Origin of the sequence: Pseudomonas paralactis, from assembly GCF_001439735.1 — a bacterium.
Lineage (GTDB): Bacteria > Pseudomonadota > Gammaproteobacteria > Pseudomonadales > Pseudomonadaceae > Aquipseudomonas > Aquipseudomonas paralactis.
The window spans coordinates 227,099-243,411 of the sequence record NZ_JYLN01000004.1; the positions used below are offsets into that span (position 1 = coordinate 227,099).

Sequence of the window (16,313 nt, forward strand, 5' to 3'; positions counted from 1 at the left end):
ATTATTGAGCAGGTGGGACGTAGCCTTCGGCCTGGGCGTATTCCTCGCCGGAAAAGAACTTGTCCATTTCGCCCTGCAGGTATTTGCGGTCTTCGGCGTTCATCATGTTCAGGCGTTTTTCGTTGATGAGCAGGGTCTGGTGTTTTTGCCAGTCGCCCCAGGCTTTGGCTGAGACGTGGTCGTAGATGTCCTGGCCCTTGGCACCTGGGTACGGAGGGCGTTCCAGGGCTGGCAGTTCTTCTTTGTACTTGCGGCACATAACGGTGCGGGTCATGACGAAACTCCTGCGTTCAATACGTCGGCCGCGCGCTTGAGCAATGTTTTTACCGGGGCGGCAAGGCCCAGGCGCGGCGGGGTGGCGAGGTTATACCAGAGCCAGTCGGCCTCGGCCACGTGATGGGCGGATTCCTCAACCTGGACCAGCCAGGGTTCGATGGCCAGCTGGAAGTGGCTGAAGGTGTGGATCAGCCCCGGCAGTTCCTGATGCTTGCCCAGCGCGAGTGCATGCTGGTTGGCCAGGTGGTCAAGGTCGCCCAGGTCATCCAGCTCCGGCAAGCTCCACAAGCCGCCCCACAAGCCCGTTGAGGGGCGACGGTAAAGCAGGATCGCGCCCTCGGCGTTCGCCAGCATGGGCATCAGCGTGCGCTTTTGCGGGATGGTCTTGCGCGGCTTGGGGATCGGGTAGCGCGTCTCCAGGCCGAGCATGTGGGCTTCGCAGCCTTTTTCCAGCGGGCACAGCAAGCAACTGGGTTTGCTGCGGGTGCAGAGCGTGGCTCCCATGTCCATCATTGCCTGGGTGTAGGCGTTGACGCGGGTATGGGGTGTAAAGCGCTCTGCGGTGGCCCACAGCTGCTTGGCCACCTTGGGCTCGCCAGGGTAACCCTCTTGCGCGGTAAAGCGCGCCAGCACGCGTTTGACGTTGCCGTCGAGGATCGGCGCGCGCAGGCCCATACTCAGGCTGGCAATCGCGCCAGCGGTGGACAGGCCGATTCCCGGCAGCTCGGTGAGCTTTTCGACGTCGCGAGGGAATTCGCCGCCGTATTCGGCCACCACTATCTTCGCGGTCTTCTGCAGGTTACGCGCCCGGGTGTAGTAGCCCAGGCCCGTCCACAGGTGCAGCACTTCGTCTTCCGGCGCGGCGGCCAGGGCTTCGACCGTGGGCAGAGACGCCATGAAACGGTCGAAATAATTGAGCACGGTGCTCACTTGGGTCTGTTGCAGCATGATCTCCGACACCCAGACCCGATACGGCGTGATGCCCTGTTGCCAGGGCAGGTCGTGGCGGCCGTGGCGGTCGTACCAGTCCAGCACCGCCTGTGAAAACTGCTCGTTTTTCATCGGTTGAACAGGCCTTTCAATGCGTCTTTGAGCTTGGGATTAACCTTGTCGAGCTTCTCTTCCAGCTTCTCGTTCAGGCGATTGCCGGCCGCCTTGAGGGCGACCTGGCCCAGGCCGTCCTTGTCCAGACGGCAGGCCTTGGCGCCCAGCTCCAGCGGGCCACGGCAGCGCAATGGCACTTCAATGCCCTGGAAATTGGCGCCGACCTGGCAAGCCGGGTCCGGCACCTCGCGCTTGTCGCCTTCAACGATGATGCCGACGCGGTAATCCATGCCCAGTACGCGCAAGTCGACATCGCCATTGCCATTGACCGTCAACCCAGGGATGCGCACTTTCAGGTCGGGGTTGCTGGCCACGCCGTTACGGAACGTCAGGTTGCCGCGCAGTTCCTGGAAGGGGGTGTCCTTGCCCGGTGGCACAGTGCTCAGGGTCTTGCGGTTGAGCAGGGCGATCCCGGTGCAAACCTGCTGCTCGATGTTGGCGTTGAGCAACACACCGTTATTGATCACAAAGCTGGCGGTGCCGTTGAGGCTGTCGATCAATGCCTTCTGGCTGTTGCCGCGCCCGGTCAGGTTGCTGTCCAGCGTGACCTGGCCTTTGACGGGCGGGTTTTTCCCCTGGGCCTGCAGGATTTTCTCAACCGGTACTTGCTTGATATGGGTTTGCACGGCCAGAAGCGGGAGATCCTGGCGCACATCGAGCGTGCCGTTGGCCTGGAAGGTGCCGTTATAGAGACCGCCGCTCAGGGTGTCGAGCTTGAGCTGGCCGTCTATGCCGGAGGCTTTGAGTACCGCGTTCTGGATCGGCAACTGGCTCAGGGTCAATTGGCCAAACGCAAGGTCGGCGTCGATGTCCAGGCTGCGCAAGCGGGTCAGCGGCAGTAGCTTGTCGGTACTCCAGGCGCCTTTGGTCGGGGCGTCCGGCAGCGGCGTGTTGCCGCCGGCCGCCATCGCACCGGCCTCGCTGCTCTGAACTTCGGCCTGGCGAGCGGCGGTTGCGCCTTTGGCCGCTTCGGATTTGGCCGGCAAGTAGTTGTCGGCATTGAAGGTATCGGCCTTGAGCTGTACCCGCAGGGACTGCTTGGCGAAATCCTCAACAGCGACACGGCCGCTGAAGGTGCTTTCGTCGAGTTTCAGGTTCAGGTTTTCCAGGGCCACGCTGGTGGGCGTGCCCTTGAGGCGGCTCACCAGTTCGACCTTGCTCAGGCTGCCCGGTGCCATGGCTGGCAGCGGGTGGCCGATGCTTTCAAGGAACTTGGCCAGGTCGAACTGGGCCACAGACAGCGCGCCACTGACCTGCGGGGTCTTGTCCAGGTCGTTGACCTTCAGTTCGCCCAGGGCCCGCAACTGGTTGGCCGACAGCTTCAGGTTGGTCCATTCGGCGACGTTGGCCGCCAGATCCACCAGCAATTGGCCCTGGGTAGAGAAGCTCACGGTCTTGCCTTGCAGCGGCTCGCCGGTGGCTTCACCACTAAAGCGCATGTCTTCGAACTGGTAGCGCTTGAGGGCCCGCTGGATGCGCAAGTTGCCGTTCAGCTCGGTCTTGACGCGCATCAGTGGCTGGTTGCTGCCCAGGAATGCGGTGAGTTTGAGCGGAATGCTGGCGCCTTCGTGGATGGCACCGGCACTCAACTGAATACTTTCGGCACTCAATTGCTTGCCGGTTTGTTCATCGGTGTATTCAACACGAGCGTTGTTGATGGTCAGGCTGTCGATGTCCAGGCGGATCGGCTGTGGCGGTTTTTCCGGCTTGGTTTCGGCCACCGGTTCGACCGGCGCGGGAGCGGGAGTGTCCGTGGTTTCGTCAGGCAGGTTCTTGCCGATGTCTTCCCAGTTGCCGTGGCCTTGCTTGTCGCGGTTCAGGCGCAGGTTCAGGCCCTCGACACGCACATCGCTCATCTGCACTTCGCGGCGCAGCAGCGGCAGTACGCGTACCGACAGGCCGAGCATCTGCAAGTCGGCAAACGGTTGAGTCGGTGCGGTCAGGGTCGCGACGCTGGCCTCGTGCAGTTCCAGGCCCAGCCAGGGGAACAGGCTCCAGCCGATATCGCCATTGAGCGTCAGCTCGATGTGGGCCTTGTCGCGGGCTATCTGGCGAATTTCTTCTTTGTAGTCGTTGGGATCGAAGAGGTGGGTCAGGGCAAAGCCGAGCGCCACAATGATCAGCAACAGCCCCAGAAGTACCAGACCCAGGATTTTGCCGAACGCTTTCATGGGCGAGTCCTTGTATGTCGATTTCAAAATTTAGCCGAAGAGTATAACGCCCGACGGCCTGCGTCAGTTCGTGGATCGTTACATTGTATCCACGAGGGGTGAAATGAGATTTTGACGTCAAAAAAGTACAGATAATCCTAAAAAGGTGGTGGCAGTTTGATTTTTCTGTCATCCACTGATGCTAATCTCTGCATGTTCGTCCGCCTTCTGCGACGTATCGTCGCGCTTCAAATGGAGCTTCACTCACAAAAACGGCCACGCTTTGCGTGCAAGGCCGAGGAGGAGAGCGCCTGACGGACGCATACCAATAACTGGGGGAAACACTAATGAGCACTAGCACTGTGGCCGGCACTGCCGCCGCACAGCCTGCGTTCCTGTCCAAGGAACGCATCATCGCCAAGCCGGGCTTCAACCGCTGGCTGGTTCCACCGGCCGCACTGGCCATCCACCTGTGCATCGGCATGGCCTATGGCTTCTCGGTATTCTGGCTGCCGTTGTCCAAGGCGCTGGGTATCACCGCACCGGTCGCCTGCGCGCCAGACATGAGCTTCATCGCCCAAGTCTTCTCGTCCCAATGCGACTGGCCTATCTCCATGCTGGGCTGGATCTACACCCTGTTCTTCATCTTCCTGGGCTGCTCGGCAGCAATCTGGGGCGGCTGGCTGGAACATGCCGGGCCACGCAAGGCCGGCGTTGTCTCGGCGTTGTGCTGGTGCGGTGGCCTGCTGATCTCGGCGCTGGGTATCTATACCCACCAGATCTGGCTGATGTGGATCGGCTCCGGTGTGATTGGCGGTATCGGCCTGGGCCTGGGCTATATCTCGCCCGTTTCGACCTTGATCAAGTGGTTCCCGGACAAGCGCGGCATGGCTACCGGCATGGCGATCATGGGCTTTGGCGGCGGCGCGATGGTGGGTGCGCCCCTGGCTGCGGCACTGATGGGCCATTTCTCTTCGCCGACCAGCGTCGGTGTATGGCAGAGCTTTGTGGTCATGGCGGCGATTTACTTCGTGTTCATGATCGGTGGCGCCCTGCTGTATCGCGTACCGCCGACCGGTTGGAAGCCTGAGGGCTGGACCGCGCCGGCGAAAAAAGCCAGCAATGCGATGATCACTCACCGTCACGTGCATGTGAATGTGGCGTGGAAAACCCCGCAGTTCCGCCTGGTATGGCTGGTGCTGTGCCTGAACGTATCGGCCGGTATCGGCATCCTCGGCATGGCTTCGCCACTGCTGCAGGAAGTGTTCGGCGGCAAGTTGCTGGGTGTTGATGTGCCATTTGGTCAACTGGATGCCGGTCAGCTGGCCTCCATTGCAGCCATTGCCGCTGGTTTTACCGGCCTGTTGAGCCTGTTCAACATTGGTGGCCGGTTCTTCTGGGCGTCGTTCTCTGACTACCTGGGGCGTAAAAACACCTACTTCGTGTTCTTCGCCCTGGGCTTTGCCCTGTACGCGCTGATCCCGAACCTGGGGCACCTGGGCAACGTGGCGCTGTTTGTGGCGGCGTTCTGCATCATCCTGTCGATGTACGGCGGTGGTTTTGCCACGGTCCCGGCCTACCTGGCCGACCTGTTCGGCACCCAGATGGTAGGCGCGATCCACGGTCGCCTGTTGACCGCCTGGGCCGCTGCGGGCGTGTTGGGCCCGGTGCTGGTGAACTACCTGCGTGAGTACCAGTTGAGCATCGGCGTTGAACGCGCCGCGGCGTATGACATCACCTTGTACATCCTCGCCGGCCTGCTGGTGCTGGGTTTCATCTGCAACCTGCTGGTGCGCCCGGTGGCCGACAAGTACTTCATGAGCGACGCCGAACTGGCAGCCGAACAGGCGCTGGGTCATGATAAAGGTGCCGATGCCACCACCGTGCTGGAGTGGAAGGCCTCCGCCGCCAGCAAGCCGTTGGCGATCGCCGCCTGGCTGGTGGTCGGTATTCCGTTGGCGTGGGGTGTGTGGGTGACCCTGCAGAAGACCGCAGTACTGTTCCACTGACACCGCAATAAGGGTGGGCCCGGCTCCTGTGGGGGCCGGGCTTGTGTGGGAGCTCCTACATAAACCCATGCTCACATGTATGCACATGTCTATCCCCGACATTCCTCGCTCCAACTCGTCAGTCTTATCCCCTTCGTTGTTTCTGTTTAGCGCCCGCGCCCCTATAATGGCTGCCTTTTTCGCCCAATGATTTTGCGGAGCTGGTGATGGCCGAACGTAAGGCATCTGTCGAGCGCGACACTCTGGAAACCCAGATCAAAGCCTCGATCAACCTGGATGGCACCGGAAAGGCCCGATTTGATATCGGTGTCCCTTTTCTTGAGCACATGCTGGACCAGATCGCCCGTCATGGGCTGATCGACCTGGATATCGTCGGCAAGGGCGACCTGCACATCGACGACCACCACATGGTGGAAGACGTGGGCATCACCCTCGGCCAGGCCTTTGCCAAGGCCATCGGCGACAAAAAAGGCATCCGTCGCTACGGTCATGCCTATGTCCCGCTGGATGAAGCGCTGTCGCGTGTGGTCATCGACTTCTCCGGCCGCCCTGGCTTGCAGATGCACGTACCCTACACCCGCGCCAACGTGGGCCGTGGCTTTGATGTGGACCTGTTCCAGGAATTCTTCCAGGGCTTCGTCAACCACGCACTGGTCAGCCTGCACATCGACAACCTGCGCGGCACCAACACCCACCACCAGATCGAAACCGTGTTCAAGGCTTTCGGCCGCGCGTTGCGCATGGCTGTGGAGGTCGATGAGCGCATGGGCGGGCAAATGCCGTCGACCAAGGGCGTTCTGTAATGCAGACGGTCGCGGTTATCGATTACGGCATGGGTAACCTGCACTCGGTGGCCAAGGCCCTTGAGCACGTAGGCGCCGGCAAGGTGCTGATCACCAGCGATGCCAGCGTGATTCGCGAAGCCGACCGCGTGGTGTTCCCCGGCGTTGGCGCGATTCGCGATTGCATGGCCGAGATCCGCCGCCTGGGCTTTGACAGCCTGGTGCGCGAGGTCAGCCAGGATCGCCCGTTCCTCGGTATTTGCGTCGGCATGCAAGCCTTGCTCGACAGCAGTGAAGAGAACGGTGGCGTCGATTGCATCGGGATGTTCCCGGGCCAAGTGAAGTTCTTTGGCAAAGACCTGCATGAAGGTGGTGAGCACCTGAAGGTCCCGCACATGGGCTGGAACGAGGTGCGCCGCACCGTCGACCACCCGCTGTGGCATGAAATCCCGGACATGGCGCGTTTCTACTTCGTGCACAGCTACTACATCGCCGCCGGTAACCCGCGCCAGGTGGTGGGTGGTGGGCATTACGGCGTCGACTTCGCCGCAGCGCTGGCCGAAGGTTCGCGTTTTGCCGTGCAGTTCCACCCGGAGAAGAGCCATACCCATGGCCTGCAATTGCTGCAGAACTTCGCCGCGTGGGATGGTCGCTGGTAATGGCCAAGAAACCGAAGCCGCCGATCTTGAACCTCACGCCCGAGCAGGAGCGTGCGGCCACCGACAAGATCAAACGTTTCATGGAAGACCGCTTCGAGCTCAAGCTGGGTTCGTTCGAGGTCGCCGAGATTCTTGAGCTGTTCACCACCGAAGTGGCGCCGCATTATTACAACAGGGCGGTTTTCGACACGCAGACGCTCCTTAAAGAAAGGTTCGAAAGCATCGAAAGCGACTTGTGGTCGCTTGAGAAACCCTGATTTCCCAAGCATTGCTGAATATCGAATAAGGTTTGCCAGATGCTGATTATCCCCGCTATCGATCTCAAGGACGGCGCTTGTGTACGCCTGCGCCAGGGCCGCATGGAAGATTCCACGGTGTTCTCCGATGACCCGGTGAGCATGGCCGCCAAATGGGTGGAAGGTGGCTGTCGTCGTTTGCATCTGGTGGACTTGAACGGTGCCTTCGAAGGCCAGCCGGTCAATGGCGAGGTGGTCACCGCGATTGCCAAGCGCTACCCGAACCTGCCGATCCAGATCGGCGGCGGTATCCGCTCCCTGGAGACCATCGAGCACTACGTGAAAGCGGGCGTGAGCTACGTGATCATCGGCACCAAGGCCGTGAAAGACCCAGCCTTCGTCGCCGAAGCCTGCCGTGCGTTCCCCGGCAAGGTTATCGTCGGCCTGGATGCCAAGGACGGCTTTGTTGCCACCGATGGCTGGGCTGAAATCAGCACCGTGCAGGTGATCGACCTGGCCAAGCAGTTCGAAGCCGACGGCGTGTCTGCCATTGTTTATACCGACATCGCCAAAGACGGCATGATGCAGGGCTGCAACGTACCCTTCACCGCAGCCCTGGCAGCGGCCACCAAGATTCCGGTGATCGCCTCGGGCGGCATACACAACCTGGGTGACATCAAGTCGCTGCTGGACGCCAAGGCTCCCGGCATTATCGGCGCCATCACCGGCCGTGCGATCTATGAAGGCACCCTGGACGTCGCCGAAGCTCAGGCTTACTGCGACGCCTACAACGGCTGAGGACTGACCATGGCGCTGGCCAAACGCATCATCCCTTGCCTGGACGTCGACAACGGTCGTGTGGTCAAGGGCGTCAAGTTCGAGAACATCCGTGATGCCGGCGACCCGGTGGAAATTGCCCGTCGCTACGATGAGCAAGGTGCCGACGAGATTACCTTTCTCGACATCACCGCCAGCGTCGATGGCCGCGACACCACGCTGCATACCGTCGAGCGCATGGCCAGCCAGGTGTTTATCCCGCTGACCGTGGGTGGTGGTGTGCGCACGGTGCAAGACATCCGCAACCTGCTTAATGCCGGTGCGGACAAGGTCTCGATCAACACCGCCGCCGTGTTCAACCCTGAGTTTGTCGGCGAAGCCGCGCAACACTTCGGCTCGCAATGCATCGTCGTCGCCATCGACGCCAAGAAGGTTTCCGGCCCGGGCGAAACCCCGCGCTGGGAGATCTTCACCCATGGCGGGCGCAAGCCTACCGGGCTGGATGCGGTGGAGTGGGCGATGAAGATGGAAGGCTTGGGCGCCGGTGAAATCCTGCTGACCAGCATGGACCAGGACGGCATGAAAAACGGCTTCGACCTGGGCGTCACCCGCGCCATCAGCGATGCCCTGGGCATCCCGGTGATCGCCTCCGGTGGCGTCGGTAACCTGCAGCATTTGGCCGATGGCGTGATCGAGGGCCATGCCAGCGCGGTGCTGGCGGCGAGTATTTTCCACTTTGGCGAATACACCGTGCCTGAGGCCAAAGCCTATATGGCGGCGCGCGGTATCGTCGTTCGCTAAACGCTACTGGACACCATGGCAGGCTCGCGGCACTCTCTGCGCTTGCCATGGATTCCGGTAGCCTTCATGTTCAAACACCTGCTGCTCGCCCTCGCCAGTACCTCCCTGCTCATGGCCGGTACGGCCAAAGCCGAAGAACCGTCGGACGCCTCCCTGGTGCTGCTGACGGAAAATTTCCCGCCCTACAACATGGCGAAAAACGGTAAGAACTTCGCCAAGGACGAGAACATCGAAGGCATCGCCGTGGACATCGTGCGCGAGACCTTCCAGCGTGCCGGTATTTCCTACAACCTCACCTTGCGTTTCCCTTGGGAACGAATCTACAAGCTCGCCCTGGAAAAGCCCGGTTACGGCGTATTTGTCATGGCGCGGTTGCCAGACCGTGAAGCCTTGTTCAAATGGGTCGGCCCCATCGGCCCGGACGATTGGGTGCTGCTGGCCAAGGCCGACAGCAAGATCCAGCTCAGCGATCTTGAGCACGCCCGCCGCTACAGGATCGGCGCTTACAAGGGCGATGCAATTGCTGAAACACTGGGAAAGCAGGGGCTCAATCCGATTGTCGCTCTGCGCGACCAGGACAATGCGCAAAAGCTCATGGAAGGCCAGATCGACCTTTGGGCCACTGGCGATCCTGCTGGGCGTTACCTGGCGCGACAGGTTGGTGTAACAGGGCTTAAGACCGTGTTGCGGTTCAATAGCGCGCAGCTTTATCTGGCGTTGAACAAGGACGTGCCTGATGAGGTGGTCGCCAAGCTCCAGGCGGCGCTGGATGAGTTACGCAAGAGCGGTCGTGTAGACGAAATCATGGCGCGTTACCTCTGAAGTTGGCAGTTGCGCAGAATAAACGCGGTCAAAATGTGGGAGGGGGCTTGCCCCCGATAGCAGTAGATCAGCCAATACATTTTCAGCTGACACACTGCCATCGGGGGCAAGCCCCCTCCCACATTGGATCTTCGCTGCCTTCATTTAGCGGTAAATGCCGTTTTTGCCGTGGGCACTCATCGCCCGGTTACTGCGCACGCTGATCATCAATTTGATATCGATCCACTCCACGCCCTGGGCCTTGAGCTTGGGCAATTCGCGCTCCAGCACTGCCAGGGTCTGCGGGTAAGGGTGCCCGATCATCACCGCCGAGCCCTGCTTGTGCGCCAGCTTGATCGCGGTTTGCAGTTGTGTGGTAATCGCTGCCTCGGTGCGTTCGTCATCAAGGAACACATCCCGTGAAACATGCGCCAAACCGATCTTCTGCGCCTCGGCGGCGGCGACGGTCTGCGCGCTGGTGCGGCTGTCGACGAAGAACTTGTGGCGCCGTTGCAGCTCGGCCATCAACCACGCCATCGCCTGGGGTTGCGCGGTCATGCGGCTGCCCATATGGTTGTTGATACCGGCGGTGTAGGGCACCGCTTCAAACGCGGCATCCAGGCGCTTGCCCAGTTCTTCGATAGACAGCTGCGGGTGCCAGGCGAAGGGGCCGGTGGCCGGGTCCATGGGCATGTGCAGGATCACGATCTTGCCGGCCTTGTGGGCCTCGCGGGCGAATTCGGCGGCGTGGGGCGTGTCGGGCATGATCGCGGCCGTTACCGGGCCGGGCAGCCCAAGCACACGGCGATCGCGCGGCAGGTTTTGCCCCAGGTCGTCGATGATGAGAGTCAGGTAGGCTTTGTGGGGTTCGTCGGCAGGGGCCGCGTGAGCGACCCCTGCCAGGCTGCACAGCACAGCGATGATCAGGGCAAAACGCATGATCAACGGCTGCGCGTGATGCTCAGGCCCTTGAGCAGGCTCAGTGCCTGGGCCAACTGGTAGTCATCATCCTGCGGCATCGGCTTGGCCTTGGCGCCGCTGCCGGTAGGCTGGTCGGCACCGCCGTTGCCATTGCCCAGGTGACCTTGCAGGTCGGCCTCTTTGTAGTACTCGCCGTCGATCTCGTTGGTGATCTTGGCTCTGCGTACTTCGATGTCCGGCACGATGCCCTGGGCCTGGATCGAGCGGCCGTTAGGCGTGTAGTACAGCGCGGTGGTGATTTTCAGTGCGCGTTCGTTGTTCAACGGCAACACGGTCTGCACCGAGCCTTTGCCGAAGCTGGTGGTGCCCATCAGCACGCCGCGCTTGAGGTCTTGCAGGGCGCCGGCGACGATTTCCGAGGCCGAGGCGCTGCCGCCGTTGATCAGCACCGCCAACGGCACGTTTTCGCTTAAGTCGTTGCCGGTGGCCGAGAAGCGCAACTCGGAGTTGGCGATACGGCCCTTGGTGTAGACGATCAGGCCCTTGGTGACAAAGTGGTCGACCACTTCAACCGCCGACTGCAACACGCCGCCTGGGTTGTTGCGCAGGTCAAGCACGATGCCGTTGAGCTTCTTGCCGTTGTCTTTGCGCAGCTTGGCCAGGGCCTTGGCCACTTCGTCGCCGGTCTTGACCTGGAACTGGGTGATACGGATGTAACCGTAGCCCGACTCCAGCAACTGGCTCTTCACACTCTTGACCGTGATGGTCGCACGGGCCAGGGTCACGTCAAACGGGTTACCGCCATCACGTACCAGGGTCAGGGTGATCTTCTGGCCGAGCTTGCCGCGCATCTTGTCGACGGCTTCGGTCATGGTCTGGCCGCGGGTCGGCTGGCCATTGATCTTCACGATCAGGTCGCCGGCCTGGATACCGGCCTTGGATGCAGGGGTATCGTCGATGGGCGAGACCACTTTGATCTGGCCGTCTTCAGAGCCCACTTCGATGCCCAGGCCGCCGAACTCACCGCTGGTGCTTTCCTGCAACTCGGCGAAATCTTCCGGGCCCAGGTAGGCGGAGTGCGGATCAAGGTTGCTGAGCATGCCCTTGATGGCATTTTCCAGCAGAGCCTTGTCGTCTACAGGTTCGACATACGCTGCCTTGATCCGGTCCATGACCTCGGCAAAAGTGCGCAGCTCATCCAGCGGCAACGGTGCCTTAGTGGTGGCGGCAGAGGTCGCGGCTGTGGCGGCGGGAGCCTGGTCGGCAAAAGCCAGAGGCGCGCCGATCACCAGGGCGATCGTCAGGGCCAGCGAAGTGAGGCGGGACAAATGCAGCATGTCGAACGAACTCCTAATGTAGATGCGGCCCTATCCTTGGGAACGGCACCATTGTGCAGGATCGCTCGGGCGACCCTGCTGACGAATAGCGAAGTACAGCGCCGGGGTGTCCTGGCCGCCACTGTTACCGACAGTGGAGATGGATTCACCGGCTTTTACAACATCACCTGCCGACTTGAGTAATGTCTGATTGTGGCCGTAAAGGCTCAAATAGCCATTTCCGTGGTCGAGAATCACCAGCAAACCGGCGCCCCGCAGCCAATCGGCAAATACCACGCGCCCACCGTGAACGGCGTGGACCTGGCTGCCGGCGGAGGCGCTGATCATCACCCCATCCCACTTGGCGCGAGTGTCATCGCCGCGGGTTTCTCCAAAGCGTGCCAATAGTCGACCATCAACCGGCCATGGAAGTTTGCCCCGCGCTGAAGCAAAAGGGCCGCCGAACGACTCGCCGCTGCTGGAAACCAGCGGGCCAGGGCTTGCACGCGCGGGTTTGCGCGGTGCTGGCGCGTCGCTGGTGGCTGCCAGTTCGGCCTCACGCTGACGCTTTTTTTCCGCTTCCTGCTGGGCGATCAGCGCTTTTTGCCGCGCTTCTTCGGCTTCACGTGCCTGGCGCGCCAGGGTTTCTTCGATGGTTTTGAGCACTTTGGCCAGGTCGGCCTGGTCCTGCTCGCGTGCCTGGAGCTTGGCGTCGCGGGCTTTTACATCGCTATTGAGCTTGGCCAGGGCCTGCTGGCGTTCCTTGCGTACTTTATCGAGCTGGTCGCGCTGGGTGTCCAGGGCGGTTTTCTGGTCGAGCAGCTGCGATTGCTGGTCGGCGATTTCCTGTTCGACATTGGCCAGTTGGCGCAGGGTTTCGTTAAACCCCTTCAATTGCGCCAGGCGCGCCTGGCTCAGGTAGTCGTAATAAGTGAGGGTGCGGGCGAATTTCTCAGGGTTTTGCTGGTTGAGCAGCAGCTTGAGGTATTCCTGGCGGCCGCTTTGGTAGGCGGCGCGGGCCTGGATCGCGATCAGGCGTTGCTGTTCAACGCGGGCGCTCTGGAGTTTTTTTTTCTCAGCGTCGAGTCGCTCCAGTTCCGACTCGCTCTTCTTTAGTTCTTTTTGCAGCTCCTGGACCTGCTTCTCCAGCTTGCCCATCTCGGTTTCCGTGCCGCGCAGGTCTTTCTGCACCCCGGATTTTTCTTCCTGGAGCTTGCCGAGCAGCTTTTTCAGCTCGGTAATGTCCTGACGCGTAGCGTCCAACTGTTGTTGGGTTTGTGCGCGCTCATCGGCAAACGCCGGTTGGAGCAGGCAGACAAGAGCGAGGGTTATCAAGGCGCGAAGCATAGAGGCGGGCGACACCAGGGGAAAAGGACGGCCTAGTATGCCCGCCAAGCGCTGCAAAAAAAACGCCCAATTGGGGCGGTAGGGCAAGATAGCTGCCGAGTGGCGATGGTATGGCGAAAAGACATCTACCAAACACCACAAAACCAATGCGGGAGCGGGCTTGCCCGCGATTGCGGTGGGTCAGCGACATAGATGTCGACTGATTAGCCGCTATCGCGGGCAAGCCCGCTCCCACACTGTTTTGTGGCGTACTTTGGATCAGACCAGGATTGAGGTCCCGGTCATCTCCTTCGGCTGCTCCAGCCCCATCAGTTTCAGCATGGTCGGCGCCACGTCCGCCAGCACGCCACCTTCACGCACTTTCAGGTCACGTCTGCCGACATAGATGAACGGCACCGGCTCGGTGGTGTGGGCTGTGTGAGCCTGGCCGGTGGATTCGTCAGACATCTGCTCGCAGTTACCGTGGTCAGCGGTGATCAGCGCTTCGCCACCGACTTTGTCCAGCGCATCCACGATGCGGCCAACACATTTGTCCAGGCATTCCACGGCCTTGACCGCTGCTTCCAGGTTGCCGCTGTGGCCGACCATGTCGCCGTTGGCGTAGTTGACCACGATCACGTCGTAACGCTGGTGATCAATGGCGTCGACAATCTTGTCGGTCACTTCCGGTGCGCTCATTTCCGGCTGCAAATCGTAGGTAGCGACTTTTGGTGACGGGATCAGGATGCGTTCTTCGCCGGGGAACGGCTCTTCGCGGCCACCGGAGAAGAAGAAGGTCACGTGGGCGTACTTTTCGGTCTCGGCGATGCGCAGCTGGGTCTTGCCGTTCTTGGCCAGGTAGTCGCCCAGCACGTTTTCCAGGCTGCCCGGGGCGAATGCCGACGGGGCCGGGATGTTGGCAGCGTATTGGGTGAGCATGACGAACTCGACTTTCGGCTGGCGCGCGCGCGCAAAATCCTTGAAGCCGTCATCGACGAACACATGGCTCAGCTCGCGGGCACGGTCGGCGCGGAAGTTCATGAACACCACGGCATCGCCGTCTTCGACCTTCACCGGCTCACCGATGGTGGTGGCCTTGACGAACTCATCGCTCTCGCCACGGGCATAGGCTGCTTCCAGACCTTCCTGGGCGGTGGCGGCGTTGAATTCGGCCTGGCCGTCGACGATCAGGTTGTAGGCCTGGGAGACGCGGTCCCAACGGTTGTCACGGTCCATGGCGAAGTAACGGCCCACCAGGCTGGCGATGCGGCCCTTGCCGAGTGCGGCGAAGGTGGCGTCGAGCAGTTCGATGGAGGATTGCGCGCTTTTGGGCGGGGTGTCGCGGCCGTCGAGGAAGGCGTGCAGGTAGATCTTGTCGGCACCGCGCTTGAAGGCCAGTTCGGCCATGGCGATCAGGTGATCCTGGTGGCTGTGGACGCCGCCGTCCGACAGCAGGCCCATGAAGTGCACGGCTTTACCGGCGGCGACGGCTTTATCGACCGCAGCGCAGATGGTCGGGTTTTCGAAAAACTCGCCATCGCGGATCGCTTTGGTCACACGGGTGAAGTCTTGATATACCACTCGTCCGGCGCCGAGGTTCATGTGGCCGACTTCCGAGTTGCCCATCTGGCCGTCCGGCAGGCCCACGTCCATGCCGGAACCGGAGATCAGGCCGTTGGGAACCGTTGCCGTCAGGCGGTCCAGTACGGGCTTGTTGGCCGAGTACACGGCGTTGTCGTGGTGGCTTTCACTGTGTCCGAAGCCATCGAGAATTATCAGGACCAAAGGTTTAGGCGTGGTAGTCATAGATCCTCTCGCGGCGGTAATAAAGGAAGACAATGGAAAAGGGAGTGGCAGTTTAAAGCGAAGTTCCGAGCGCGTCACCGCTTTACGGGGGTTGGCCCTCCTTGGCGGCTGTGTATACTTACCGCCATTTTAACGCCCTGGAACCTCCTTGATGGTTGATCACCTGATTGCATTTGCCACTGCCCACTACCTGCTCGTGGGTGCCTTCGTCATCCTGCTGGCGCTGCTGATCGCGCATGAACTGAGCCGCGGTGGTCGCAGCCTGAGCACGTCGGAGCTGACCGCGCTGGTCAACAAGGATGAGGCCGTTGTCGTCGATATTCGCCCGGCCAAGGATTATGCCGCCGGCCATATCGTTGGCGCCCTGAACATTCCCCAGGACAAGCTGATCGCACGCTTGGCCGAGCTGGAAAAATACAAGGCCAAGACCATTATTCTGGTCGACGCCCAAGGCCAGCACTCCGGCACCCACGCCCGCGAGATGCTCAAGACCGGCTTCACCGCCGCCAAGCTGTCGGGTGGTATCAGCAGCTGGCGTGGCGATAACCTGCCGTTGGTGAAGTGATATGAGCCAGGTTGTCGTATATTCCAGCGATTATTGCCCGTTTTGCATTCGAGCCAAGCAGCTGCTGCAGAGCAAGAAGGTCGCCTTCGATGAGATCAAGGTCGATGGCAAGCCTCAGGTGCGCGCCGAAATGGCCCAGAAGGCTGGCCGCACGTCGGTCCCGCAGATCTGGATCGGCGCCCGGCATATCGGTGGTTGCGATGACCTGTTCGCTCTGGAGCGCGCCGGTAAACTTGATGCGCTGCTGTCCGTCTGACTGCTAACCCCTTAAGAACCCCAAGATAAAGAAGGATCTGCGATGACTGATCAACAGAACACCGAAGCAGCAGAAGCTCAAGGCCCACAGTTTTCGCTGCAGCGCATCTACGTGCGCGACCTGTCGTTCGAAGCGCCGAAAAGCCCGGCGATCTTCCGTCAGGAATGGACCCCAAGCGTTGCGCTGGACCTGAACACCCGTCAAAAAGCCCTGGAAGGCGACTTCCACGAAGTGGTGCTGACCCTGTCGGTTACCGTCAAGAACGGCGAAGAAGTGGCCTTCATCGCTGAAGTGCAACAGGCCGGTATCTTCCTGATCCAGGGCCTGGACGAAGCCTCCATGAGCCACACCCTGGGCGCGTTCTGCCCGAACATCCTGTTCCCGTATGCCCGTGAGACCCTGGACAGCCTGGTCACCCGTGGCTCGTTCCCGGCGCTGATGCTGGCTCCGGTGAACTTCGATGCCCTGTACGCCCAAGAGCTGCAGCGCATGCAACAGGAAGGCGCGCCGACGGTTCAGTAAGTCGAT

The 16,313-nt window shown here is 61.0% G+C and carries 17 protein-coding genes; 10 read left to right on the plus strand and 7 right to left on the minus strand.

Features of this window, described 5'->3' with window-relative positions:
- Position 1: 1 nt before the first annotated feature.
- The 3 genes from TX23_RS12580 to TX23_RS12590 are packed head-to-tail and all read right to left on the minus strand — an operon-like array spanning position 2 to position 3,551.
- Positions 2-274, minus strand: coding sequence for an oxidative damage protection protein (locus TX23_RS12580; RefSeq protein WP_032894036.1), 273 nt, complete (start codon positions 272-274; stop codon positions 2-4).
- On the minus strand, positions 271-1,338 hold the full coding sequence (gene mutY / locus TX23_RS12585) for an A/G-specific adenine glycosylase (RefSeq protein ID WP_057702442.1): 1,068 nt from the start codon (positions 1,336-1,338) through the stop codon (positions 271-273). The genes TX23_RS12580 and mutY overlap by 4 nt, the downstream gene beginning before the upstream one ends.
- Entirely contained in the window at positions 1,335-3,551 is a 2,217-nt protein-coding gene (locus tag TX23_RS12590; RefSeq protein ID WP_057702443.1) for an AsmA family protein, read from the minus strand. Before TX23_RS12590 ends, mutY begins: the two co-directional genes overlap by 4 nt.
- A 326-nt stretch (positions 3,552-3,877) precedes the next feature.
- Here TX23_RS12590 and TX23_RS12595 point away from each other — a divergent pair, with 326 nt between their 5' ends.
- The 7 genes from TX23_RS12595 (at position 3,878) to TX23_RS12625 (ending at position 9,616) form a co-directional block, all read left to right on the plus strand.
- A complete protein-coding gene (locus tag TX23_RS12595; protein ID WP_057702444.1) occupies positions 3,878-5,539 on the plus strand; it encodes an OFA family MFS transporter in 1,662 nt (553 codons plus the stop codon).
- A gap of 206 nt (positions 5,540-5,745) precedes the next feature.
- A complete protein-coding gene (gene hisB, locus TX23_RS12600) occupies positions 5,746-6,342 on the plus strand; it encodes an imidazoleglycerol-phosphate dehydratase HisB (RefSeq protein WP_003187781.1) in 597 nt (198 codons plus the stop codon).
- On the plus strand, positions 6,342-6,980 hold the full coding sequence (hisH, locus tag TX23_RS12605; RefSeq protein ID WP_057702445.1) for an imidazole glycerol phosphate synthase subunit HisH: 639 nt from the start codon (positions 6,342-6,344) through the stop codon (positions 6,978-6,980). Before hisB ends, hisH begins: the two co-directional genes overlap by 1 nt.
- Positions 6,980-7,237 carry a DUF2164 domain-containing protein gene (locus TX23_RS12610; protein WP_014716514.1) on the plus strand — a complete coding sequence of 86 codons (258 nt, stop codon included), beginning with the start codon at positions 6,980-6,982 and terminating at the stop codon, positions 7,235-7,237. The genes hisH and TX23_RS12610 overlap by 1 nt, the downstream gene beginning before the upstream one ends.
- A 39-nt stretch (positions 7,238-7,276) precedes the next feature.
- Positions 7,277-8,014 carry a 1-(5-phosphoribosyl)-5-[(5-phosphoribosylamino)methylideneamino]imidazole-4-carboxamide isomerase gene (gene hisA, locus TX23_RS12615; RefSeq protein ID WP_003187784.1) on the plus strand — a complete coding sequence of 246 codons (738 nt, stop codon included), beginning with the start codon at positions 7,277-7,279 and terminating at the stop codon, positions 8,012-8,014.
- Positions 8,015-8,023: 9 nt separating this feature from the next.
- Entirely contained in the window at positions 8,024-8,794 is a 771-nt protein-coding gene (hisF, locus tag TX23_RS12620) for an imidazole glycerol phosphate synthase subunit HisF (protein ID WP_003171107.1), read from the plus strand.
- Between the two features lie 66 nt (positions 8,795-8,860).
- Entirely contained in the window at positions 8,861-9,616 is a 756-nt protein-coding gene (locus tag TX23_RS12625; protein ID WP_057702446.1) for a substrate-binding periplasmic protein, read from the plus strand.
- A 144-nt stretch (positions 9,617-9,760) separates the two neighbouring features.
- Here the strand turns inward: TX23_RS12625 and TX23_RS12630 are convergent, their stop codons facing one another.
- The 4 genes from TX23_RS12630 to gpmI all read right to left on the minus strand — a co-directional run bounded on the left by TX23_RS12630 (position 9,761) and on the right by gpmI (position 14,964).
- The gene (locus TX23_RS12630) at positions 9,761-10,534 is read right to left on the minus strand and encodes a divergent polysaccharide deacetylase family protein (protein WP_057702447.1); all 774 of its coding nucleotides are present in this window, start codon (positions 10,532-10,534) and stop codon (positions 9,761-9,763) included.
- A gap of 2 nt (positions 10,535-10,536) precedes the next feature.
- A complete protein-coding gene (locus TX23_RS12635; protein ID WP_057702448.1) occupies positions 10,537-11,853 on the minus strand; it encodes a S41 family peptidase in 1,317 nt (438 codons plus the stop codon).
- 30 nt (positions 11,854-11,883) lie between these two features.
- Complete coding sequence (locus TX23_RS12640; RefSeq protein ID WP_057702449.1) at positions 11,884-13,179, minus strand: murein hydrolase activator EnvC family protein; 1,296 nt, start codon at positions 13,177-13,179, stop codon at positions 11,884-11,886.
- Between the two features lie 258 nt (positions 13,180-13,437).
- Positions 13,438-14,964, minus strand: coding sequence for a 2,3-bisphosphoglycerate-independent phosphoglycerate mutase (gpmI, locus tag TX23_RS12645; protein WP_057702450.1), 1,527 nt, complete (start codon positions 14,962-14,964; stop codon positions 13,438-13,440).
- A gap of 151 nt (positions 14,965-15,115) precedes the next feature.
- Here gpmI and TX23_RS12650 point away from each other — a divergent pair, with 151 nt between their 5' ends.
- Genes TX23_RS12650 through secB form a run of 3 tightly spaced genes read left to right on the plus strand, consistent with a single transcriptional unit; the run spans position 15,116 to position 16,307 of the window.
- Positions 15,116-15,529, plus strand: a complete 414-nt coding sequence (locus TX23_RS12650) for a rhodanese-like domain-containing protein (protein WP_003187796.1) — start codon at positions 15,116-15,118, stop codon at positions 15,527-15,529.
- A gap of 1 nt (position 15,530) precedes the next feature.
- Positions 15,531-15,785 carry a glutaredoxin 3 gene (gene grxC, locus TX23_RS12655; RefSeq protein ID WP_057702451.1) on the plus strand — a complete coding sequence of 85 codons (255 nt, stop codon included), beginning with the start codon at positions 15,531-15,533 and terminating at the stop codon, positions 15,783-15,785.
- Positions 15,786-15,827: 42 nt separating this feature from the next.
- Positions 15,828-16,307: a protein-export chaperone SecB gene (secB, locus tag TX23_RS12660; protein WP_014716520.1), complete on the plus strand. Its 480-nt coding sequence runs from the start codon at positions 15,828-15,830 to the stop codon at positions 16,305-16,307.
- Positions 16,308-16,313: the final 6 nt, after the last annotated feature.